The sequence below is a fragment of the Plantactinospora sp. BB1 genome, from assembly GCF_003030385.1.
In the GTDB taxonomy this organism is placed as follows: domain Bacteria; phylum Actinomycetota; class Actinomycetes; order Mycobacteriales; family Micromonosporaceae; genus Plantactinospora.
Genome location: NZ_CP028159.1, coordinates 2,981,158 through 3,003,672, shown reverse-complemented (window position 1 = coordinate 3,003,672; position 22,515 = coordinate 2,981,158). Strand labels below are relative to the sequence as shown.

21 protein-coding genes are annotated in these 22,515 nt (G+C 73.7%); 5 read left to right on the top strand and 16 right to left on the bottom strand.

What is annotated here, in order from left to right; all coding sequences use genetic code 11:
- From C6W10_RS13050 to C6W10_RS13000, 11 genes are read right to left on the bottom strand one after another with little or no spacing between them, the layout of a single operon-like run.
- Entirely contained in the window at window positions 1-828 is an 828-nt protein-coding gene (locus C6W10_RS13050) for a CoA ester lyase (RefSeq protein WP_107258305.1), read from the bottom strand.
- Complete coding sequence (locus C6W10_RS13045) at window positions 828-2,033, bottom strand: CaiB/BaiF CoA-transferase family protein (RefSeq protein WP_107258304.1); 1,206 nt, start codon at window positions 2,031-2,033, stop codon at window positions 828-830. Before C6W10_RS13045 ends, C6W10_RS13050 begins: the two co-directional genes overlap by 1 nt.
- A complete protein-coding gene (locus C6W10_RS13040) occupies window positions 2,030-2,380 on the bottom strand; it encodes a hypothetical protein (RefSeq protein WP_107258303.1) in 351 nt (116 codons plus the stop codon). Before C6W10_RS13040 ends, C6W10_RS13045 begins: the two co-directional genes overlap by 4 nt.
- A gap of 57 nt (window positions 2,381-2,437) precedes the next feature.
- Entirely contained in the window at window positions 2,438-4,390 is a 1,953-nt protein-coding gene (locus C6W10_RS13035) for an SUMF1/EgtB/PvdO family nonheme iron enzyme (protein WP_107258302.1), read from the bottom strand.
- On the bottom strand, window positions 4,387-5,346 hold the full coding sequence (locus tag C6W10_RS13030; RefSeq protein ID WP_107258301.1) for a ribokinase: 960 nt from the start codon (window positions 5,344-5,346) through the stop codon (window positions 4,387-4,389). Before C6W10_RS13030 ends, C6W10_RS13035 begins: the two co-directional genes overlap by 4 nt.
- On the bottom strand, window positions 5,343-6,701 hold the full coding sequence (locus C6W10_RS13025; protein ID WP_107258300.1) for an ADP-ribosylglycohydrolase family protein: 1,359 nt from the start codon (window positions 6,699-6,701) through the stop codon (window positions 5,343-5,345). Before C6W10_RS13025 ends, C6W10_RS13030 begins: the two co-directional genes overlap by 4 nt.
- Window positions 6,698-7,831 carry an ADP-ribosylglycohydrolase family protein gene (locus C6W10_RS13020; RefSeq protein ID WP_107258299.1) on the bottom strand — a complete coding sequence of 378 codons (1,134 nt, stop codon included), beginning with the start codon at window positions 7,829-7,831 and terminating at the stop codon, window positions 6,698-6,700. The genes C6W10_RS13025 and C6W10_RS13020 overlap by 4 nt, the downstream gene beginning before the upstream one ends.
- Window positions 7,832-7,833: 2 nt before the next feature.
- Window positions 7,834-9,141, bottom strand: a complete 1,308-nt coding sequence (locus C6W10_RS13015; protein WP_107258298.1) for a sugar ABC transporter substrate-binding protein — start codon at window positions 9,139-9,141, stop codon at window positions 7,834-7,836.
- A gap of 30 nt (window positions 9,142-9,171) precedes the next feature.
- Window positions 9,172-10,029: a carbohydrate ABC transporter permease gene (locus C6W10_RS13010; protein WP_107258297.1), complete on the bottom strand. Its 858-nt coding sequence runs from the start codon at window positions 10,027-10,029 to the stop codon at window positions 9,172-9,174.
- Window positions 10,030-10,031: 2 nt separating this feature from the next.
- Complete coding sequence (locus tag C6W10_RS13005) at window positions 10,032-10,967, bottom strand: carbohydrate ABC transporter permease (RefSeq protein ID WP_234361733.1); 936 nt, start codon at window positions 10,965-10,967, stop codon at window positions 10,032-10,034.
- Window positions 10,964-12,094, bottom strand: coding sequence for a LacI family DNA-binding transcriptional regulator (locus tag C6W10_RS13000; RefSeq protein WP_107258296.1), 1,131 nt, complete (start codon window positions 12,092-12,094; stop codon window positions 10,964-10,966). The genes C6W10_RS13005 and C6W10_RS13000 overlap by 4 nt, the downstream gene beginning before the upstream one ends.
- Before the next feature lie 230 nt (window positions 12,095-12,324).
- On the opposite strand from C6W10_RS13000, the gene C6W10_RS12995 reads away from it, so the two are divergent.
- Both C6W10_RS12995 and C6W10_RS12990 read left to right on the top strand, forming a co-directional pair.
- Window positions 12,325-12,699 (top strand): YciI family protein, encoded by a 375-nt coding sequence (locus C6W10_RS12995; protein ID WP_107258295.1) that lies wholly within the window; start codon window positions 12,325-12,327, stop codon window positions 12,697-12,699.
- A 151-nt stretch (window positions 12,700-12,850) separates the two neighbouring features.
- Window positions 12,851-14,041, top strand: coding sequence for an RNA polymerase sigma factor (locus C6W10_RS12990; protein ID WP_234361899.1), 1,191 nt, complete (start codon window positions 12,851-12,853; stop codon window positions 14,039-14,041).
- A gap of 46 nt (window positions 14,042-14,087) precedes the next feature.
- Here C6W10_RS12990 and C6W10_RS12985 read toward each other — a convergent pair whose 3' ends face one another.
- Both C6W10_RS12985 and C6W10_RS12980 read right to left on the bottom strand, forming a co-directional pair.
- A complete protein-coding gene (locus tag C6W10_RS12985) occupies window positions 14,088-14,507 on the bottom strand; it encodes a YccF domain-containing protein (RefSeq protein WP_107258293.1) in 420 nt (139 codons plus the stop codon).
- A 22-nt stretch (window positions 14,508-14,529) separates the two neighbouring features.
- The gene (locus C6W10_RS12980; protein ID WP_107263904.1) at window positions 14,530-15,429 is read right to left on the bottom strand and encodes a ribokinase; all 900 of its coding nucleotides are present in this window, start codon (window positions 15,427-15,429) and stop codon (window positions 14,530-14,532) included.
- A gap of 77 nt (window positions 15,430-15,506) precedes the next feature.
- Here C6W10_RS12980 and C6W10_RS12975 point away from each other — a divergent pair, with 77 nt between their 5' ends.
- Window positions 15,507-16,541 carry an LLM class flavin-dependent oxidoreductase gene (locus tag C6W10_RS12975; protein WP_107258292.1) on the top strand — a complete coding sequence of 345 codons (1,035 nt, stop codon included), beginning with the start codon at window positions 15,507-15,509 and terminating at the stop codon, window positions 16,539-16,541.
- Window positions 16,542-16,562: 21 nt separating this feature from the next.
- Here the strand turns inward: C6W10_RS12975 and C6W10_RS12970 are convergent, their stop codons facing one another.
- Window positions 16,563-17,402 carry an ABC transporter ATP-binding protein gene (locus C6W10_RS12970; protein WP_107258291.1) on the bottom strand — a complete coding sequence of 280 codons (840 nt, stop codon included), beginning with the start codon at window positions 17,400-17,402 and terminating at the stop codon, window positions 16,563-16,565.
- 98 nt (window positions 17,403-17,500) lie between these two features.
- On the opposite strand from C6W10_RS12970, the gene C6W10_RS12965 reads away from it, so the two are divergent.
- Both C6W10_RS12965 and C6W10_RS12960 read left to right on the top strand, forming a co-directional pair.
- Window positions 17,501-18,523 (top strand): ATP-binding cassette domain-containing protein, encoded by a 1,023-nt coding sequence (locus C6W10_RS12965; protein WP_107258290.1) that lies wholly within the window; start codon window positions 17,501-17,503, stop codon window positions 18,521-18,523.
- The gene (locus C6W10_RS12960; protein ID WP_107258289.1) at window positions 18,520-19,521 is read left to right on the top strand and encodes an ABC transporter permease subunit; all 1,002 of its coding nucleotides are present in this window, start codon (window positions 18,520-18,522) and stop codon (window positions 19,519-19,521) included. The genes C6W10_RS12965 and C6W10_RS12960 overlap by 4 nt, the downstream gene beginning before the upstream one ends.
- 54 nt (window positions 19,522-19,575) lie before the next feature.
- Here C6W10_RS12960 and C6W10_RS39700 read toward each other — a convergent pair whose 3' ends face one another.
- Together C6W10_RS39700 and C6W10_RS12950 are read right to left on the bottom strand one after the other, a co-directional pair.
- Entirely contained in the window at window positions 19,576-21,162 is a 1,587-nt protein-coding gene (locus C6W10_RS39700) for an N-acetylmuramoyl-L-alanine amidase (RefSeq protein ID WP_107263903.1), read from the bottom strand.
- 172 nt (window positions 21,163-21,334) lie between these two features.
- The gene (locus C6W10_RS12950) at window positions 21,335-22,510 is read right to left on the bottom strand and encodes an ROK family transcriptional regulator (protein WP_107258288.1); all 1,176 of its coding nucleotides are present in this window, start codon (window positions 22,508-22,510) and stop codon (window positions 21,335-21,337) included.
- Window positions 22,511-22,515: the final 5 nt, after the last annotated feature.

The window sequence follows — 22,515 nt, the reverse complement described above, 5'->3', positions numbered from 1 at the left end:
TCACCAGGCAGCCGCGTACCGCTCGGCGAGGTCGAGCGTACGGCGGGCCGCCGCCACCATGGCCCGGTCGGCGAAGCGACCGTCCGGGAGTACCACCGTGCCGGAGTCCCGGGTCTGTGCCTCGGCGACCGCGTCGAGCAGCTCCCGGGCCCGGGACACCTCCTCGGCCGACGGCCGAAACGCCGCCACGATCACCGGCAACTGCCGGGGATGGATGGCGGTCCGGCCGACGAAACCCATCCGGCGGCCGGCCGCGCAGGACTCGGCCAGTCCGGCCAGGTCGGTGACGTTGGCGTACACCGGCAGGAGCGGGGGCGGCAGGCCGGCGGCGCGGGCGGCGACGACGATCCGGCCGCGTACCCAGGCGAGCCCGTCCTCGGCGGTCACCCCGAGGTCGGAGCGCAGGTCCGCCTCGCCGAGCCCGATCGAGGCGACCGCCGGATCTGCCCCGGCAATCTCGTACGCCCGCTCCACCCCGACCGCCGACTCGACCAGCGGATGCAGCGGCACCGGCACCCGCGCGGCGACCGTCCGCACCGCCTCCGACGATTCCACTTTGGGCAGTCGCAGCCCGGCCAGCCCCGGCGCACCGGCCAGCGCGTCGAGGTCGGCGGCGACATCCGGTCCGGCCAGCTCGTTGACCCGGACGAAGACCGGTACCCGATGGGAGGTGGCGACGAACTCGGCGGCGGCCTGTCGGGCGTACGCCTTGCGGGTCGCCACCACCGCGTCCTCCAGGTCCACGATCACCGCGTCGGCACCGGAGTCGACCGCCTTGCCGAACCGGTCCGGCCGGTCGCCGGGCACGTAGAGCAGGGTGAGCAGCATCAGATCGCTCCCGCCGCCCGCAACTGCGCGATCTCCTCGGCGGTGAGGCCGAGCGCGGTCAACACCTCGTCGGTGTCCTGACCGTGTGCCCGGCCGGTGTGCCGGATCCGTCCCGGCGTGCCGGACATCCGGAACGGCACGTTCTGCATCCGCACCGGCCCGAGGTCGGGGTCGGGCACCGAGACCGCCGTTCCCAGCGCCGTGTACTGCGGATCGGCGAGGATGTCGGGTACGTCGTAGATCGGCGCGACCGCCGCCTGCGCCTCCTCGAAGGCGGCCACCACCTCGTCCCGGTCCCGCGCCGCCACCCAGGTCCCGACGGCGGCGTCCAGCTCGTCGGCGTGTGCGGCCCGTCCGCTGCCGGTGCCGAACCACGGCTCGTCGATCAGTTCAGGGCGGCCGACCAGCCGGAGCACCCGCTCGGCGATGCTCTGCGCACTGGTCGACACCGCCACCCAGCGCCCGTCCGCGCACCGGTACGTGTTCCGGGGCGCGTTGTTGTTCGACCGGTTGCCGAGCCGGGGCTGGATGTAGCCGAGCTGGTCGTACCAGGTGATCTGCGGGCCGAGCATGGCCATGATCGGCTCGATGATCGCCAGGTCGACCACCTGACCGGCTCCGGTGACGTCCCGGGCGCGCAGCGCCAGCATCACCGCGTAGGCGGTGGCGAGCGCGGTCACCGAGTCGGCCAGCCCGAACGGCGGCAGCGTCGGCGGACCGTCCGGCTCGCCGGTCGCGGCGGCGAACCCGCTCATCGCCTCGGCGAGGGTGCCGAACCCGGGCCGCCGGGCGTACGGGCCGAACTGGCCGAAGCCGCTGATCCGGGCGATCACCAGCCGGGGGTTGACCGCGTGCAGCTCGGCCGGGCCGATCCCCCAGCGCTCCAGGGTGCCGGGCCGGAAGTTCTCCACCAGTACGTCGGCGTCGGCGACCAGTCGGCGGAGTACCTCGGCGCCGGCCGGGTCGGAGAGGTTGGCGGTGACGGTCCGCTTGTTGCGGCCGAGCACCTTCCACCACAACCCGATCCCGTCCTTCGCCGGCCCGTGTCCCCGGGACGGGTCGGGTTTCGCCGGATGCTCCACCTTGACCACCTCGGCGCCGAAGTCGCCGAGGAACGCGGTGGCGAGCGGCCCGGCGAACAGGGTGGCCAGCTCCACCACCTTCACCCCGGCCAGCGCGGTCGGAGCGGCGTCGCTCGTGGTCACGGCAGTCCTCCCGTCGGGTCGACCGACGACACGAAGACGTCGCCGTTGCCGAGCGCCGCGGCACCGGCCGGACTCCCCGTCGTCAAGCCGCTGACCAGCAGTTTTCCGTCGCCGGCCCGGGTGGCGTAGGCGTTTTCCTCGCCGAAGGCGTCCACCGCGTCGTCCCGGGCGGTGCCGTACTGCGCCGCCAGCACCTGCCTGCCGCGCCGGTCCAGCCGCAGGGTCAGCACGTCCGCCGCACCGGCCGGTACGCCCAGGGCAGTGCGGGTGAAGCCGACCACCGCGACCGCGCCGTCGGGCAGCGCCAGCACCTCGGCCAGACCGCCGAGCCGCCATGGTCTCCTCATCCGGTCCTCTCCCTCAGCTCCACGACATCGGCGGTCACACCGGGCGACGGCGCACGGTCACAGGTCGACGGCACAGCGGAAGCCGATCGACTCCGAGCGGGTGAGTCCGGCGCCGAGGGTCAGCAGCTTCACCGACGCCTCCGGCGGTTGCGGTCCGCCGTCGAGATACCAGTCCGAGCCGTCCGCCCGGTACGCGGCACCGCCCTTGAGGATCACGAACCGGGTACGCCCGTCGGTGTGCTCGCTCTCGGTCAGGTTCCAGACCAGCGGCTCGGCCCGGCGCAGCAGTCCCGCCTCGGCGGCGACCTGCCACTCGTCCTCGGTCGGCAGCCGCAGCCCCGCCCAGGCCGCGTACGCCCGGGCGTCGGCCAGCTCCACGTGCGTGGCCGGCGCGTCGGCCGGTCCCGGCAGCCCACCGTCCCCCCACGGCCAGCGCTCCGGCCGGAGCGGACGATAGCCGGTGACCCGGACGAACTCGGCGTACTCGGCGACGGTCACCTCCCGCTCGGCGATGGCGAACCGTCCAATTTCGACGGTGCGAAGCAGGGTCACCGGCTGGTGCAGCCGGGGCGGCAGTGGCTTCCACTCGTCGACGTACGGCGCCTCGCCGTAGAGCCCGGTCTCGCGCTGCCGGTACCGGACCAGCAACTCCCGCCGCCCGCCGTCGACCGCCCGCATCCCGTCGGGTACGTCGTCGCGGCGCACCACCGGCGCGGCCCGGCGGACCGCTGCCCGGGCCGGGAAGTTCGGGTCACCTCCGGCGGGGGCGTGCCGGGGCAGCGTCAACTCCTCGACCGTGGCGAGCACGGCGGCGATCCCACCCGCCGGCAGTGCCCCGCCGACGGCTACCCGACCGGGACCGGCCGGGGTGGCGGTCAGCTCGGCACCGGTGGTCAGCTCGTACCAGCGGTGGCCGGGGCGGTCCTCGGTGACCAGCCACGGCCCGTCGTACGCCCCGCCCCGGTTGACGACCGTCCACAGCGGAGTGTCGTCGTGCAGCCAGCGGGAGGCGTACACCTCGGTCCCGACGACGTGGTCGGCGAGCGGGGTCCAGTCCTCGGCGCGCAGCCAGGCGGCATGGCCGCGCTGGACCCGGCGCATCGCCCGCAGCAGCGCCCGGTCCCGTTCGTTCCAGCCGACCCAGACCCCGAAGACGCTCTCCCAGACCAGCACCCCGACCCCGTTGAGCCAGGCCGAGTGCAGCTCGTCGAGGTGGTCGCGGTGCCAGCGCCGGGTGTGGTGCAGCATGTGCCGCCGCTCGAACCACTTGGCCCGCAGCACCCCCGGCACCGGCGAGTCGGCGAACCACTGCGCCCAGGACATCGCGTGGTCGGCGATCCGGGCCAGCGGCACCCGCGACTCGCCCTCCAGCACCATCCCGGGCCGGACGGCGTCCAGGGTCTTCCGAAGCTCGCCCGCGCCCTCCTTGAGGGTGTCCAGGAAGACGCCGTCCACGCCCAGCCAGCCGGCGAGCGCGGCGACCTCGTCGGCGTCGGAGCGCTGCGCCCGACGGGTACCGACGTCCCACGGGTTGTAGTCGACGAAGACCCGGACGCCCCGCGCCTGGAACGCCCGGACCAGCTCGGGCAGCTCCGCCACCTGCCGGTAGAAGTCGAACTGGTTGCGGTCGTCCAGCCCGATCACCGGGTACGCGTGCCAGAGCACCACCCCGTCGAAGCCGCCGAAGTCGCGTTCCGCACGGTCGAGAAAGCCCTCGACGGTGAAGACGCCGCGCTCGGCGTCGTAGAGCGTCTCGTCCCAGAGCCAGACCAGGCAGACGGTGAAGCATTCCCCGGCGATCTCGGCGTAGTGCCCGCCGTCGTAGCCGAGCCGGGCCCGCGCCTCGGTCCGCCACCGGGTCAGCCGATCCCGCCAGGCCGGCCACCGGGCCGGATCCTCCGGGGCGGCGAAGATCTTCGCCTCGTCCAGCACCGACAGGTCGGCGTGCGCTGCCAAAGGCACCGCCGCGGGCAGGTCGATCGGCCTCGGGACATAGGGGTTGAAGGTCATGCCGGCTCCGGATAGCTCTGCGCGTAGAGGGCGTCGATCTCGTCCCGGGTGGGCAGCGCGGTGGAGGCGCCGGGCCGCCGCGCACAGGCGGCACCCGCCGCGCAGGCCCAGCGCAGCGCCGCCGTCACCGCCGCCGGCTCCACCGGCCCGCCCCGCTGCGCCCAGGCCACCGCCAGGGCACCGGTGAAGGCGTCCCCGGCCGCGGTGGTGTCGACCGCCTCGACCCTCGGCGCCTCGACCGCCAGCCGCAGGCCGAGCCGGTCGGCGTAGCGGGCGCCGTCGGCGCCGAGCGTGAGCACCACCCGGGGTACCAGGGCCAGTAGCGCGTCCAGCAGCGCCGCCACGCCGGTCTCGGTGGCGACGCCGGCCACCACGGCCGCCTCGACCTCGTTGACCACCAGCAGGTCGACGACGTCGAGCAGCTCCGCCGGCAGCGCGCGGGCCGGCGCGGCGTTCAACACCACGGTGGTACCGGCGCCCCGGCCCCACCGCGCGGCCTGGGCGACCGCCGTCAGCGGTACCTCCAACTGGCAGAGCAGCACGTCCGCCGCCTCCACCGTCGTCCGGTCGTCCGCGTCCAGGCTGGTCAGTTCGCCGTTCGCGCCCGGCGCCACCACGATCAGGTTTTCGGCCCGCGCGTCCACCGCGATCAGCGCCACCCCGGACGGACCCGGCACGGTACGCAGCCGGCGCAGGTCCACCCCCGCCTCCGCCAGGTTGCTCCGGAGCTGGTCGGCGAAGCCGTCCTGCCCGACCGCGCCGACGAAGTCGCACCTGGCCCCGGCCCGGGCGGCCGCCACCGCCTGGTTGGCGCCCTTGCCGCCGGGAACGGTCCGCAGCGCGTCGCCGAGCACCGTCTCGCCGGGCCGGGGCAGCGTCGGCGTCGACACCACCAGGTCCAGGTTGGCGCTGCCGACCACCACCACCCGGACCTCGCCGGATCCCACCGTCGTCATGATTCCTCTCCCAACCGCCCGGTCCGCTCGGCCAACTCCTCGAAGGTCACGCCGTCGAAGCCGGCGATGCTACTGCGCAGCCGCCCGCGCAGCGGTCCGGTCCACTCGACCGGCAGCCCGGCGGCACCGGTCAGCGCCCCGGTCACCGAGCCGACCGTCGCCCCGGTGGAGTCGGTGTCCCAGCCACCGCTGACCACCGCGCAGATCGACCGGACCAGGTCGCCCCGGCCGTACGCCAGGGCCGCCGCCACCAGGGCGGCGTTGTTGCGTACGTGCACCCAGTGCAGGTGGCCGTGCCGGGCGTGCAGGGTGTCCAGCACCGACTCCCAGTCGGTCGAGCCGGCCGCCGCCTCCGCGCCGAGGGCCCGAGCCTCGCGTACCGTCGCCGCGAACCGGCTCTGCGGCGGCAGCACCGACTCGCCCGCGTCGAGCACACTGTCCACATCGGAGGCCACCACGGCGGCCGAGGTCATCGCCGCCACCCAGAGCGCACCGTGCACCCCGCCCCGGACGTGGCTGACGACCGCGTCCCGGTGGGCCAGCTCGGCCGCCAGGTCCGGCCGGCCCGGGTGCACCCAGCCGTACACGTCGGTGCGGATCTGGGCGCCGATCCACTCCCGGAACGGGTTGTGCCGCAGCGCCGTCTCCGGTGGGGCCAGCCCGAGCAGCAGGTTCCGGTACGCCACCCGCTCGGCGGTGAAGACCCGTCCCCCGGGCAGCCAGTCCAGCCACGCCTGGGCCACGTCGGCGCTGCCGAACTCCGGGCCGTACGTCTCCAGGATCCGCAGCGCCAGCAGCGCGAAGTTGAGGTCGTCGTCCTCCGGCATCCCGTCGATGTTCTCGGCCAGGCTGGTCGGCGCGCTGCGCCGGTTCCACGGCCAGCGGGCCGCCACCTCGGCCGGCAGCCCGACCCCGGTGAAGTAGCCGGCCAGCGGCCACCGCCCGGTGGCGGTCAGGATCTCCCGGATGCCGTGCCGAGGAATCTTCTCCACCGGCTTGCCCAGCAGGCAGCCGACCGCCCGGCCCAGCCAGCCGCCGTGCAACCGGTCCGGCTCCGGCGCCCCGGTCGGCAGCCCGTACTCCGTCGGCCAGCTCGCCCGGATCGCGGCCAGCCCGGTCGGCTCGGCCGCCGAAGGGGCCGACGGCAGCGCGTCGCACTCGTCGAGCAGCTCCACGGCCAGTGCCCGCAACCGCGGGCCGGCGGGCTCGGCGGACGCCCCGCTGACCGGCGGCAGCACGGAACCACCGGCCGCCGTCCAGCGCCGCGCGACCGCCGAGACGTCCCGCCCCTCGTCGGCGCTGGCCGCCAGCTCGTGCGGCAGCAGATCCTCCGGCTGTACCCAGGTGAGTCTCATGACAGACCGGCGAACCGCTCGGCGCGCCGGGTGAACCGCTCGCGGTCCCGCGCGAAGACCTCCGCCGCCACCTCGGCCAGCTCCTTCGCCGGTGCGACCAGGTCGGTCCGGGACGCCTCGGCAACCGTCGCCGACCACTCGGCCGGGACCGCCGCCGCGCCGCCGAGCGCCCCGGCGATCGCCCCGGCCATGGTGGCGGTGGAGTCGGCGTCCCGGCCGTAGTTGACCGCGCCGAGCACCGCCTCGCGGAAGTCACCCCGGGCCACCACCAGCATGCCGAGGGCCACCGGCAACTCCTCGATCGCGTGCAGCCGGCTGGGTCGCCGCGCACCCAGCCCCGGGTTGCGGTACTCCTCGCCGACCGTGTCGTACGGGGCGACCGCGGCGCGCAGCGGTGCGATGGCGTCGCGCCAGTCGGCGTACCCCTCGGCCTCCTTCACCACGGCGGCGATCGCCGCCCGGGTGCCGTCCCGGGCCAGGTCGAGCACCGCGGCCAGCACGTCGTGCACGCCCGCGCCGGGGGCCATCGCCGCCGCCACCGCCGCGGCCAGCACCGCCGCCGCCTCCCGGCCGTAGCTGTGCTGGTGCGCCCCGGCGATCTCCACCGCCTCGGCGTACGCACCGGCCGGGTCGCCCGCGTTCACGATCCCCACCGGGGCCATGTACATCGCCGCACCGCAGTTGACGATGTTGCCGACGCCGCCCTCCCTCGGGTCGGCGTGCGCGTGGTGCAGGCGGGTGACCAGCCACCGCTCGGCGGCGGCGAGGCGGTGGAAGGTCACCCCCTCCCGCTCCAGGTCCGGGATGTAGACCACCCGCTCAAGCAGGTCGGGCACGAGCAGCTCCGCCACGTCGTACGCGTCGAGGTGGTCGCGCTTGCTCGCGTACGCCCGTACCAGCGCGTGGGTCATCAACGTGTCGTCGGTGATGTGCCCGTCGCCCTTGTGGTACGGCGCGAGTGGCCGCGCGGTGGCCCAGTCGACGTGGAACGGCGGTGCGACGCCCCGCACCCAGTCGCCGTACCGGGCCCGGATCTGCTCGGGCAGCGCCGTTTCGGTGGCCCCGCCGAGGGCGTCGCCCACCGCGGCGCCGACCAGGCAGCCGACCGATTTGTCGAGCAAGTGTTCCATGGTTACCTCAGGACCTGCTTCCCACCGTCGACGAGCTGCGTACCGAGCTGGTCGAGCGTGATCTTGTTGGCGAAGTACTGCTGGAGGGCCGGGGTGGCGTACTTCAGCTTCCACTCCGGATAGCCGTCGACCATCTGGAACGGCGCCACCGTCAGGTCCTTGGCGCTGTCCGCCGCGACGTCCCAGCCCTGCTTGCCGCCGGTCGCCTTGACCAGTTCCTCGTTCGCCTGCTTCCCCGTCGGCACCAGCCAGTCGCCCTTGGCCAGCGCGGCCATGTTGGTCGGGTTGAGGAAGTACTCCAGGAACTGCGCCGCCTGCTTCTGGTGCGCCGAGTCGGCCGCGACCGAGAGGGTCTGCGGGTTGGCGGCCTGGTTGGCCGAGACACCCTTCACCGGCGGGATCGTCACCCACTCGAAGCCGGCCGGCGCCTGCTCGACCATCTGCTGGCGCAGCGAGACCGAGCCGGGAATCATCGCGTACTTGCCGGCGAAGAAGCCGGGCAGGGTGTCGGCGCCGCTCATTCCCAGCGCCTCCGGCGAGGCGGTCCTACTGCTGTAAAGCATGTCGTGGATCCGCCGCGGCACCTCCTTCTCGGCCTCCCCGATCCGCACCTCGGTCCTGCCGCCGTCGGTGTAGAAGTACTTGCCGTCGAAGTTGAGCGCCAGGTTCATCACCCGGTTCGTCGGCGACTTCAGCGCCCAGGCGACGCCGTACCGGCCGGGGGCGGTCAGTTTCTGCGCGTTGGCCTGGAACTCGTCCCAGCTCCAGCCGCCGTCGGCGGGCGGCACCGCGACGCCGGCCGCGTCCAGCAGCTTCTTGTTGGCGATCACCACCTGCGACTCCAGCAGGAACGGGACGCCGGTCACCTTGCCGTCGAAGGTCGCGGTGTCCCAGATCCCCTTGTCGATCTGACCCTTGAAGTCGTCGGAGAGCAGGCCGGAGAGGTCCGCGAGGTAGCCCTGCTTGCTGAACTCGCCGATCGACGCCGCCTCGTAGTGCACGATGTCCGGGGCGTCGCCGCCCTCGAAGGCGGTCAGCAACTGGTCGTGTACCGAGTTCCAGTCGCCCTGGACGTACTCGACCTGGATGTCCGGGTGTTCGGCGTTCCACTTGGCGACCAGGTCCCGGTTGGCCTGGAGCGACTCCTTCTGCCAGGCCAGGCTGAGGAAGCGCAGCTTGGCCGGGCCGGAACTCTCGTCGTCTCCGCTCCCGCCGCCGCACGCGGCGAGCGCGCCGAGTCCGACGACGCCGGCCAGCGCGGCGGCGGCGACCCGCCGGGAAACTCTTCGTCGGAAAACTCTGTCGAGCACGGGGGCTACCTCCTGTGGTGGTTGTGTGCGTTATCCCTTGACGGCTCCGGCGAGCGACCCGGAGGCCAGCCGGCGCTGCATGACGGCGAAGAAGACCAGGCTGGGGAGGGTGGCCAGCAGCGAACCGGCCGCCAGCGGCCCGAGCCGGGCGGTGCCCTCGATGCCGACGAACCGGGCCAGCGCGACCGGCAGGGTCGCCAGCTCCGGAGTCTTGATCAGCACCAGGGCGAAGAAGAACTCGTTCCAGGCGGAGATGAACGCGAACAGCGCGGTGGCGACCAGGCCCGGGGTGAGCAACGGGAAGATCACCCGGCGCAGCGTCTGGAGCCGGTTGGCGCCGTCGACCGAGGCCGCCTCCTCCAGCTCACGCGGAATGTTGCGGACGAAGCCCTGGAGCATCCAGAGCGCGAACGGCAGCGCCCAGACCACGTAGATCAGCACCAGCCCGGCGTGCGTGTTGGCCAGTCCGGCCTGCCGGAGTACCAGGAAGATCGGGATGATCAGCAGGACGAACGGGAAGAGCTGGGAGAGGAGTACCCAGCCCAGCGCGACGGTGCCCAGCCGGGTCCGGAAACGCGCCAGCGCGTACGACGCCGGGGTCGCGATCAGCACGGTGAGCAGGGCCGAGGCGAGCGACACCTGGATGCTGTTCCAGGCCGCCCGGCCCAGTTCCTGTTCGGTGAACGCCTGCACGAAGTTGGCCAGCGTCGGGCTCTCCGGTATCAGCGTCGGGTGCAGCCTGACCAGTTCACGGGGTGGCTTGAACGAGGTGGAGAGGAGCCACACCAGCGGGAACGCCAGGAAGACCAGGTACGCCGAGAGGGCCAGGTATTGCAGTCCCCGGCCGACCCGGGTACGCCGCCTGGCGGCCGTGTTGTTCCGGGCCATCGTCAGTTCGCCTCCCGTAGCCGGCGCCGCAGGTACACCGCGAGCAACGCCACGACGATCACCACCATCACGTTGCCGAGCGCCGCCGCGTAGCCGTAGTTGCCGTACCGGAACGCCTCCTCGTAGGCGAAGAGCATCGGCAGCATGGTGCGGCCGCCCGGACCACCGGCGGTGAGCACGTAGACCAGGCCGAACGAGTTGAAGTTCCAGATGAAGTCCAGCGAGGTGATCGCCACGATCACCGGCATCAGCGAGGGGAGCGTGACGTTGCGGAACCGCTGCCACGCGCCGGCTCCGTCCATCGCGGCCGCCTCGTGCAGCTCGCGCGGCACGCCCTGCAACGCCGCCAGGAGTACGACGGTGGTCTGCGGCATGCCGGCCCAGACCCCGACGATGATCACCGCTGGCAGGGCGGTGTTGAAGTCGCCGAGCCAGGTGGTCCGGAGCCCGTCCACGCCGATCCGGTGCAGGAACTCGTTGAGCAGCCCGGCATCCGGGTGGTAGACCAGCCGCCACAGGATGCCGACCACCACCGGTGGCATCGCCCAGGGCACGACGGCGAGCACCCGGGCCACGCCCCGGAACCGCAGCCGCTGGTCGAGCAGCAGGGCCAGCCCGAGGGCGAGCAGGAACTGGAGCACCGTCACCGCGAACGCCCAGAGCAGGCCGATCCGGAACGAACTCCAGAACAGGCTGTCGCCGAGCAGTTCCCGGTAGTTCGCCAGGCCGGTGAAGCTGACCTCGACGTTCCGGCCGGCCCGGGCGTCGGTGAAGCCGAGGTAGATGCCGCGCAGCAGCGGGAAGACCGACAGCACCAGTACCGGCAGCAGGGACGGGAGCAGTAGCAGGTAGACGGTGGTCCGGTCGGAGCGGCGGCGCCCGGAGCGGTTGCCCTGTCCGGTCCGCTCGACGTCGGGTCGCTCGGCCAGCGTGGTCACGGGGTCACTTCCAGGGTGCCGTCGGCCGGAGCCGTCGAGAGGCGGCTCGCCGGGGCGGTCGCGGGCCTCGGGGCCGGCGGCGGGCCGCTTCGGGCCGGGCCGCCGACGGTACTGGAGGCGCGTACCGCCAGGCTCGGGGCGACGTGTTCGCGCCGGGGCGGCAGGCTGGGGTCGGCGACCCGCTCCAGCAGGAGTTCGGCCGCCCGCCGTCCCCGGTCGGCGGAGCCCAGCGAGACGCTGGAGAGCTGCGGAAAGGCCATCTGCGCCAGTTCGGTGTCGTCCATGCCGACCAGCGCCACGTCCTCGGGCACCCGGCGTCCTGCGGTGAGCAGCGCGTGCAGCGCACCGACCGCGATCAGGTCGTTGGCGCAGAGCAGCGCGTCGGGCTCGGCCCGGGCGAAGAGCCGGGTCGCGGCCTCCCGGCCGGCGGCGTACTGGAAGTCGCCGACCTCGATCAGCCGCTCGTCGACCGGGATGCCGTGGCTGGCCAGCGCGGCGCGGAAGCCGGCGTCCCGGGCCGCGCCCGGCACCGTGTCCAGCGGGCCGTTGACGAAGCCGATCCGCTGCCGCCCGGCCGCGACCAGGTGGTCGACGGCGAGCGCCACGCCGGCCCGCGAGTCGGTCCGGACGTTGTCCACCGGCGCGTCGTCGGGCAACTGTCCGACCACGACGACCGGGACCGGGCTGACCACGATCGCGTCGAGGTGGCGGTCGGTGATCCGGATCGGGGACATGATCATGCCGTCCACGTAGCGGTTGGCGAGCCGGCGCAGCAGGTCGGTCTCGCTGTCGATCTCGCCACCGGTGGCGTGCACCAGGAGTTGCCGGCCGGAGGAGGCGACGACGGCCTCGATGGCCCGCATCATCGCCACGTAGACCGGGTTGCCGATGTCCGCGACGGCGAGCGCGACCAGGCCGGTGCGCTGGGCCTGGAGGGACCGGGCGATGGCGTTCGGCACGTAGCCGACCTCGGCCGCCGCCTCGCGGACCCGGCGGACCGTCTCGGCGCTGCCGCCGACGCCGTTCAGGACGCGCGAGGCCGAGGCGATCGAGACGCCGGCCCGGGCCGCCACGGTGTGCACGGTCGGCCGGCCGTCGGCGGCGGGCTGTAAACGTTTACGACCCATGCACCGAACCTCCGCTCCTGCCTTGTAAACGTTTCCGGGAAGTTTGCTCCGCTCCCCCCGACCCGTCAAGACCCCGTTACGAAAACGTTTCGTCCCTGCTCACGCGGCAGTACGGGCACCGTTCGGGCGAATTTCCCGGACGAGGGTGTCGATCCGGCCGACCGCCGTTCGTGTAGAGGTGGAGAGGCCGCCGGCACCGTGCCGGCGGCGCGAGGAGGAGGTCGCGGACCATGCAGCAGTACCTGCTCAGCATCTACCAGGGCGACGGCGAGCCCCCGGGCCCGGAGATCCTGGACCCGATCATGGAGAACCTGGCCGCCCTGAACCAGGAGATGAAGGCCGCCGGAGCCTGGGTCTTCGCCGCCGGACTGCACCCGGCGAGCACCGCGACCGTGCTCCGGCACCACGACGGCGAGGTGCTGATGACCGACGGGCCGTACACCGAGGGCAAGGAGCACCTCGGCGGGTTCACCGTCATCCAGGCCCCGGACCTCGACGCCGCACTGGAGTGGGGCGGCAAGCTGGCCCGGGCGATCGGTCTGCTGCCGATCGAGGTACGGCCACTGGCCGACGAGGCCGAGAGCTGCGATCCGCCCCGTGCCTGAACCGCCGCAACCGGCACGGACACCTCGGCGGAAGCGGAGCGCCGGGTCGGGCCAGGCGCCCCACCCGGAGCACCGGCCCGGCCGCGCCCCGGCGACCGTCGCCGACGTCGAGCGGGCGTTCCGGGCCGAGTACGGCCGGGCGGTCTCCGTCCTGATCCGCGTCCTCGGCGACATCGACGCCGCCGAGGACGCGGTGCAGGACGCCTTCGCCACCGCGATCCGGCGGTGGCCGGTCGAGGGCACCCCGCCGAGCCCGGCCGGCTGGATCATCACCACCGCCCGGAACCGGGCGATCGACCAGCTCCGCCGCGAGTCCACCCGGGCCGACCGGCACGCCCAGGCCGCCCTGTTGCACAGGTTGCACACCACCGACGAACCGGCCCCGTACGCCGGGAGCGGGCCGGACGAGGAGGGACCCGTGCGGGACGAGCGGCTACGCCTGATCTTCACCTGCTGCCACCCGGCACTCGCCCCCGCCGCCCGGGTCGCCCTGACCCTGCGCCTGCTGGGTGGACTGAGCACCGCGCAGATCGCGCACGCCTTCCTGGTCCCCGAGCCGACCATGGCGCAACGCCTGGTACGCGCCAAGGGCAAGATCCGGGCCGCCCGCATCCCGTACCGGGTGCCGGCCGAGGCCGACCTGCCGGACCGGCTCCAGGCCGTACTCGCCGTGCTGTACCTGGTCTTCAACGAGGGCCACACCGCCAGCTCCGGCGACCGGCTCGACCGCCCGGACCTCGCCGTCGAGGCGATCCGCCTCGGCCGGCTGCTCGCCGAACTCATGCCCGACGAGCCGGAGGTACTCGGGCTGCTCGCCCTGATGCTGCTGGTCGAGTCGCGGCGGCCGAGCAGGACCGGTCCGGACGGCGGGCTGGTACGCCTGGCCGAGCAGGACCGCAGCCGCTGGGACCGGCGGCTCGTGGCCGAGGGGCAGGCGCTGGTCCGGCGCTGCCTACGCCGCGACCGACCGGGGCCGTACCAGATCCAGGCGGCGATCAACGCGGTGCACAGCGACGCGGCGACCGCCGCCGAGACGGACTGGGCGCAGATCCTCCAGCTCTACGACCACCTGCTGGCGATCGCCCCGAGCCCGGTCGTGGCGCTGAACCGCGCGGTCGCGCTCGCCGAGGTCGCCGGGCCGGCCGCCGCGCTGCCCCTGGTCGACGACCTGGACCTCGGCGGCTACCACGTGTTCCACGCCGTCCGGGCCGACCTGCTGCGCCGGCTCGGCCGTACCGCCGAGGCCGCCCTCGCCTACGACGCCGCCGCAGCGCTGACCCGCAACGCGGTCGAGCAGGACTTCCTGCGCCGCAGCCGCCGGGCGCTGCCCGGCACCGCCTGACTTCGCCCAGCGCCCGGTACGGGGCCCCGGGGTCAGCCGGCCGGGGTCAGGCTGCCGGGACCGACGTCGCCGCCGGGCGTCGGAGGTCGTCGACCTCCACCACCTCCCGGCCGAGCGGCCAGAACGCCGCCGGGACCAGCTTGAAGTTGGCGATGCCGAACGGGATGCCGATGATCGTCACGCAGAGCGCGATCCCGGCGACGATGTGCGCCAGCGCCAGCCACCAGCCGGCCAGCACCATCCAGAGCACGTTGGCCAGCCCCGACCCGAGCCCGGCGCCGGGCTTCGCCACCAGGGTCCGGCCGAACGGCCAGAGCGAGTAGTACGCCAGCCGCAGCGCGGCGACGCCGAACGGGATGGTCACGACCAGCACGAAGCAGATCAGGGCCGCGATCCCGTACCCGATGGCGAGGGCGATGCCGCTACCGAAGATCAGCCAGAGCAGGTTGAGGACGAATCGCACCATGCCTCCATGGTGCGCCCCCGGATCAACCCGCGGGGACGTACAGGGCGTCGATCTCGGCCCGCAGCGGCAACGCGACCGAGGCACCGAGCCGGCGCGCACAGGCGGCACCGGCGGCGCTCGCCCAGCGCACCGCGTCGACCAGCTCCCGGCCCTCGCCCCAGGCCACCGCCAGGGCGCCGGTGAAGGCGTCACCGGCGGCCGTGGAGTCGACCAGGTCCACCTTGACCGCGGGTACGTGCACGGCGGTGCCGTCGCGGTCGCCGTACCAGGCACCGTGCCGGCCGAGGGTGAGCACCGCCCGGGGCACCACGTCGAGCAGCGCCGCCGGATTCTCCTGCCCGCACCCGGTGATCGCCCGCGCCTCGGCCTCGTTGACCACCAGCAGGTCGACGGCGTCCAGCAGCTCGACCGGTACCGGCTGGGCGGGTGCCGCGTTCAGCACCACCCGGGTACCGGCGGACCGGGCCGCCCGGGCCGCCTCGGTCACCGTGCCGACCGGGATCTCCAACTGCGCGACCAGCACGTCCGCCTCGCGTACGGCGGTCAGCTCGCTCTCGGTCAGTCCGACGAACGCCGAGTTGGCGGCCGGGGTGACCACGATCGTGTTCTCACCCTCGGCGTCCACGGTGACGACCGCCACCCCGGAGGCGCCGTAGACCACCCGGACCCGTTCGGTGTCCACCCCGGCAGCCGAGATCCGGGCCTTGAGCGTCACGCCGAACGAATCCGAGCCGATCGCGCCGAGCAGCGCCCCGTCGGCGCCGGCCCGGGTGGCCGCGATCGCCTGGTTGGCGCCCTTGCCCCCGGCCACCATCACGAAGTCGGTGCCGAAGACGGTCTCGCCGGGCTTCGGCAACGCGCCGGTGGTGACCACCAGATCCATGTTGGCGCTGCCCATGACTACGACCCGTGGCCGGCTCACCGGCGGCACCTCCCGTTTCGGCGACCGCCTGAGTCTAGGCCGCGCCGTCGTCGGTGTCGTCTGGCAGGCTGCCAGACATGGGACAGATGCCGATCGGAGTGATGTACCGCTGTGACACCGCCCCGGAGCAGCTTCCGGCGTACGCCCGGCTGGTGGAGCGGCTGGGCTACGACGAGCTGTGGGTGGTCGAGGACTGCTTCTTCGGCGGAGCCGTCTCCAGCGCCGCCGTCGCCGCGGCGGTGACCGACCGACTCAGGATCGGCATCGGGATCCTGCCGGCGGCGTTCCGCAACCCCGCGCTGGCCGCGATGGAGCTGGCCAACCTCGCCCGGCTCTTTCCCGGCCGGATCCTGCCCGGGTTCGGGCACGGGATGCCGGAGTGGGTCCGGCAGGTCGGTGCCGACCACCCGTCGCCGCTGGCGGTGCTCGGCGAGACCGTGGCGGCGGTACGCGCCCTGCTGGCCGGGGAACGGGTCACCGTCGCCGGCCGGCACGCCCGGCTGCACGAGGTCGAGTTGGAGTTCCCGCCGGAGCAGCCGCCCCCGATCTCGACCGGCGTACGCGCCGAGAAGTCGCTGCGGCTCTCCGGCCGGGTGGCGGACGGCACGATCCTGGCCGAGGGCGCCAGTCCGGCGTACGTGCGCTGGGCCCGGGGGCTGATCGACGAGGGGCGCCGGGAGGCCGGCCGTACCGACGACCACCGGCTCACCGTCTACGCCCACCTGGACTTCGACGAGGGCCGGGCCAGCGCGCGCCGCGAGTTCGCCGCCCAGCTCGCCGGCGGCTGGGTGCTGCCACCGGCCGACGCGGACCTGGCCGACGAGATCACCGCCATGCTGGCCGGGTCGTCCGGCGTCGAAACGCTGGCGGCGGCCCTGCCCGAGCACTATCTCGACCGGTTCACCTCGGCCGGCAGCGCCGAGCAGTGCGCGACGGCGGTGACCCGGCTGCGGAAGGCGAGCGCCGACGCGGTGGTCTTCGTGCCACCCCGGGACGCCCAGTCGGCGGTCGCCCAGATCACCCTGGCGGCCGAGACGCTGCTGCCGATGCTCCGCGCCGCGACCACGACCGCGACCACGACCGCGACCACCGCCGAGGCTCGCACCCGCTGACGTCTGCGGGGCGGCGGTCGGTCAGGCGGCGCGGGCGGTGAAGCGGTCGCCGGAGCGCTCGACCACCAGCGGCAGCCCGAAGGTCTTGGAGAGGTATTCGCCGGTGACCGTCTCGGTGAGCGGACCCTGCGCCACGACGCCACCCTCGCGGAGCAGCAGGGCGTGGCTGAAGCCGGGCGGGATCTCCTCCACGTGGTGCGTGACCAGCACCAGCGCCGGAGCGTCCGGGTCGTGGGCCAGGCCGGCGAGCCGGGCCACCAGGTCCTCCCGGCCGCCGAGGTCGAGCCCGGCCGCCGGCTCGTCGAGCAGCAGCAGCTCCGGGTCGGTCATCAGCGCGCGGGCGATCTGGGTCCGCTTCCGCTCGCCCTCGGAGAGGGTCCCGTACGTGCGGTCGGCCAGGGCCAGCACGCCGAGCTGGGCGAGCAGGGCGTTGGCCCGCGCCTCGTCCATCTCGTCGTACTGCTCGCGCCAGCGGCCCACCACCGACCAGGCGGCGGTCAGCACGACGTCGCGGACCCGCTCCTCCGCCGGGACCCGTTCGGCCAGCGCCGCCGTGGTCAGCCCGATCCGGGTACGCAGCTCGGCCAGGTCGGTGCGCCCGATCCGCTCGCCGAGCGCGTGCACCAGGCCGGTGGTCGGGTGCAGCCGCCCGGCCGCCAGGTTGAGCAGGGTGGTCTTGCCCGCGCCGTTGGGCCCGAGCACCACCCAGCGCTCGTCCGGCCACACCCGCCAGGTCACGTCACGCAAGAGTGGAGTGCCGGAGCGCAGTACGCCGACGCCGTGGAAGTCGATCACCACGTCCGGGGGTACCGGTGCCGGGGAGCCGGCGTCGGCGGGGACGGAAACCGGATCATCACGCACCCGACCATCCAACCACGCAGCGCCGTTCCCCCCGCGAGCAGCGTCCGGGCCGTAGGGTGATGCGCCGTGTCGTATGTCACGTTGCCGGGAGGTGGGACGTGCCGGCGGTGATCGAGATAGCCGGTCTGCGCAAGACGTTCACGAGTCTGCGCCGGGGTCGTCGGGTCGCGCTGGACGGGTTCGACATGCGCGTCGAGCCGGGCCAGGTGCACGGTTTCCTCGGCCCGAACGGCTCCGGCAAGACGACCACCCTGCGTACGCTGCTCGGCCTGGTCCGCCCGGACGGCGGCCGGATGGCCCTGTTCGGCGAGCCGACGCCCGGGCGGCTGCCCGCCGTGGTCCACCGGTTCGGGGCGATCGTGGAGAGCCCGCAGTTCTTCGGCAACTTCAGTGGCCGCCGCACGCTGCGGCTGCTCGCCGTCGCCGGTGGGGTGCCGGACGGCCGGGTCGACGCGGTACTGGAGCAGGTGGGGTTGCGGGACCGCGCCGACGAGCAGGTCCGGGCGTACTCGCTGGGCATGCGGCAGCGGCTGGCGGTCGCCTCCGCCCTGCTCAAGGAGCCGGAGCTGCTGATCCTGGACGAGCCGGCCAACGGCCTGGACCCGGCGGGGATCCGCCAGATGCGGGACCTGATGCGCGACCTCGCGGCCACCGGGGTCACGGTGCTGGTCTCCAGCCACCTGCTCGCCGAGATCCAGCAGATCTGCGACCACGTGACGATCATCTCCCGGGGTCGGCGGGTCGCCGCCGGTCCGGTCGAGGCGGTGCTGGCCGGCTTCGACCACCGGGAGTTCCGGATCCGGGTCGCCGACGACCAGCCCCGGGCGGTCGAGCTGGTCCAGGCGGCCGGGCTGCCGGTCGCGGTGCACCCCGACCACCTGGTCGTCTCCGGGGTCGACGATCCGGCCCGGATCAGCCGGATCCTCGGTGAGCAGGGTCTCTGGCTCCGCGAACTCGTCCCGCTCACCCCCGACCTGGAGAGCGTCTTCCTGGAGCTCACCGGCACCCGGCCGCGCCCCGGGGTGCCGCGCCAGGTCGACGAGTCGGTGCTGCCGGGCGCCCCGACGAGTGACCCGGCGGAGATCACCGTCAGCAGCGACGACCCGAGGGCGGAGCCGTGAACCTGGTACGCGCCGAGATCGGCCGGCTGGCCGCGCGTCGCTTCGTACAGCTCATGCTGGTGCTGCTGGTCACGGCCTTCGGGGTCACCGTCGCCACCACGCTGGCCGGCTCACACCAGCCGACCGCCGCCGAGATCAGCGTGGCCGAGGCCCGGGCCGAGCAGCAGCGGGTGGACGCCCGGCAGTGGTACGCCGACTGCCTGCGTGCTGAACGCGCCGGTGCGCCCGAGCTGGGGGTGCGGTACCAGGGCAACTGCGCGGAGCTGCACCCGGACCGGATCGACGCCTCCGACTTCCTGACCGGGGTCTTCGTCTTCGACCGGCAGATCCTCGACCTGACGTACTTCCTGATCGCCTTTCTCTGCCTCTTCGGTTTCCTGGTCGGCGCCTCCTACATCGGCGCGGACCTCACCTCCGGCGGGATGACCAACCTGCTGCTGTGGCGGCCACGCCGGATGGTGGTACTCGGCACCAAGCTCGGCACCCTGCTCGCCGGCGTACTGGGGGTGTCGGTGGTCGCCTCGGCGGTCTACCTCGGCGCGTTCCGGCTCATCGCGGAGGTACGCGGCCTGCCCGGCAGTCCGGGCGCGGCGTTCTGGACCGATCTGGCCGGCACCGTCACCCGGGGGCTGCTGCTGGTGCTGATGGTCACCGCGCTGGGTTTCGCCACGGCGACGCTGGGCCGGCACACCTCGGCGGCGCTCGGCGTCGCTGCCGCGTACGGCGTGGTGTGGGAGGTGGGCGGCCGGATCGTGATGGGACTCGTGGACGTCGCCCGGCCGGACCAGTTGATGCTGAGCAGTTACGTGATCGCCTGGGTCGGTGGCCGGATCAGGCTCTGGGCGCTGGCCGGTGACTGCGCCCCGGCGGCCGGGTCGGGTTACTGCGACCTGTCGTACTCGATTCTCTGGCCGGCCGGGCTCGTCGTGCTGCTCGGGCTGACCCTGCTGGCCCTCGGCGGCGCGTTCGCCGCCTTCCACCGCCGCGACCTGGCCTGACCGTCCGGGGTGCGGTGCGGGGTCGCGGTCGCGACCCCGCACCGCCGGCGGGCGTCAGACCCGGCTGACCCGGATGGCGTCCGCGATGACCAGGCCGGTGCCGCCGGTCCACCGGCTCACCGCCACCCTGTTCGCGTCACCGGCGGGCAGCGTGAAGGTGCCCAGGGTGCGCCAGCCGCCACCGCCGGAGCGCTGGTCGACGTAGACGGTCTGGTTGCCGGTGCTGGTGGCGATGATGTACGGCGCCGAGCTGTTGTAGCCGGGGTCGGCCGGATACCAGGCTTCCACCCGGTAGCTGCCGGTCTCCGGGATGTTCACCTTGTACCAGGCCGGGTCGCTCGACTCGACCGGGTCGGCGAACCGGTAGTCCGCGCCCTGCTTCTGCGACGAGTACGACGAGGTGCCCCAGTTCGCCCCTGCGGTGAACCGGCCGGCGGTGGAGTTGTCGACCGTCTGCGACCAGCCGGGCGGCGGGGTCGAGCCGGTGACGAGCTGCATGTAGTAGGTCCAGTTCCAGTGCGGCCCGGGGTCGGTGTGGGTGGCGCCGGGGACCTGGTTGTGCCCGATGATCCGGGACCGGTCCTTCGGAATGCCGTACCGGTCGCAGAGGTGCCGGGTCAGCGCGGCCGAGGAGCGGTACATGGCGTCGGTGAACCAGGAGGGCTGGGTGACGTACCCCTCGTGCTCGATGCCGATCGACTGGGTGTTGTAGGTCCAGTTGCCGGCGTGCCAGGCGACGTCCTTCTCCCGCACCGACTGGGTCACCGCGCCGTCCGAGGAGCGGATCGTGTAGTGGGCGCTGACCTGCGAGGCCGGGTTCTGGAACCAGCTGATCGAGCCGGCGTACGACCCCTGGGTCACGTGGATCACCACGTAGTTGATCGGGTACGTCGACTCGCGGTTCGCGACCGTGTAGTTGGCCGAGTGCGCCGGGGCCCAGGCCGCCGGCCCGTAGTCGGTGCTCATGATGCCCATCCCGTCGGGGCTGCCGAGCGGGGCCACGTCGCGCAGGGCTCCCCGGTCCGGGGCGACCTTGCGGGCGGGTACCCGTACCGGCCCCTCGGCGGTGCTGGCGTCGAGGCCGGAGCCGAGCAGGTCGTAGACGGTGTCGGCGTAGAGCCGGGCGACGGCCGGGGTGCTGGCACCGCCGTACCGGACGACCTGGCCGTACCAGCGGTCGACGTCGCGGCGCTGCGCGGCGGTGAGCCCGGCGGCGTCGGCGTACGACCGCAGTACGGCCGCCGCCCCGGTGACGTTGGCGGCGGAGTCGGTGCGCAGGGTGTCCCGGCCGAGGCCGGTGAGCGCGGTCGCCTCGTCCAGGGTGCGCAGCTTGGGGTTGCTGGTCAGGTGCATGACGCCGTAGCCGCCGGAGGCGCTGGGCGCTCCGGCGTGCCCGTCGAGGTGCGTTTCGGCGTAGCCGAGCGCCACGAGCAGGTCACGGGGCACGTCGTACCTGGTGGATGCCTTGTCGAAGGCGGCGGCCAGCGGTCCGGTCACGGTGGCCGGGCCGGGTGCGGCCGGCTGGTCGGGCCCGGGTCGGCCGGCCAGTGCGGGCTGGCCGGTGAGGCCGATGGCGAGGGACGCGATCAGGGTGGCGCCGAGCAGGTGGCTCGCACGCGGTTGGGGGTTCCGTTCGGTCACCGTCACTCCTCCCCGAGGGTGGACGTCCCGGGGGGTCGGGACGCCGGGTGGCCGTACGGTATAGCCTCACATCCGTCTATGTCGAGACCTTGCATCCAACTCGTCGGTAGCGAAAGATATTTACATGCCAGCCCGACGGGTGCCCCCGGCCGGCACCCTGTGGTGCGGCGGATCAGCCGAGCGTGGAGCCGAACACCTCGTCGCGGACGGCGTCCAGCGCCACCCGGAGGGCACCGCGCAGCACCGGCTCGTCGGTCAGCTCGGTGGGCACCACCCGGGGTGTGACCAGGGTGATCGCGGCGACCTCGTGCTGCACCCGCTCGGCCAGCGCGGTGCCGCCGGCCTGGCCGACCTCGCCGGCCAGCACCACCAGCGGCGGGTCGAGCACCACGCAACTGCTCGCCACGCCGAGCGCCAGCCGCCGGGCCACCTCGTCGAGCACCGGCCCGCCCTCGGTGCCGGCCGCGATGGCGGCCCGGATCGCGTCCGCCGCCGAGCCGGCCCGGAAGCCGTGCTCCCGGGCCACCGCGCGGACCGCGTCGGAGCCGGCGAGCTGGCCGAACGCCGGCTTCGCCCGCCGGGAGGCGTCCCGGGGAATGGGAGCGCCGGGCACCGGCAGATAGCCGATCTCGCCGGCCGCGCCGGTGCTGCCGTGGTGCAGCCGCCCGTTCAGCACGATGGCCAGGCCGACGCCGACGCCGAGCCAGACCAGCACGAAGTCGTCCACCCCACGCGCCGCGCCGGACTCCGCCTCGGCGACCGCGGCCAGGTTGACGTCGTTCTCGAAGACCACCGGGGTGTCCAGGTCCTCGCGGAGCGCGGCGAGCAGTCCCCGGTGCCAGCGGGGCAGGTTGAAGGCGAAGGTGATATCGCCGGTGGCCGGGTCGACCAGGCCGGGCGTGCCGAGCACCACCCGGCGTACCGTCGAGAGTTGGGCCCCGGCGTCGCTGGCCGCCTGCACCACCGCGTTGTGCACCACGCCCACCGGGTCGTCGGTGTCCCGGGTGGACTGTTCCACCCGACCGATCACCTCGCCGGTGATGTCGGCACAGGCCGCCACCACCCGGTCCTGTTCCACGTCGACCCCGACCACGTGCGCGGTGCCCGGCCGTACGGCGTAGAGCTGCGCGTTCGGGCCGCGCCCGCCGGCCTGCTCGCCGACCCGGCTGACCAGCCCGCGCTCCTCCAGGCGTTCCACCAGTTGGGACGCGGTGACCTTGGACAACCCGGTCAGCTCGCCCAACTGGGCGCGGGTGAGCGGCCCCCGCGCGAGCAGCAGCTCCAGCGCCGCCCGGTCGTTGAGCGCGCGGAGCAGGCGGGGTGTGCCAGGTAGCCGGGTGCTCGCCATGCAGT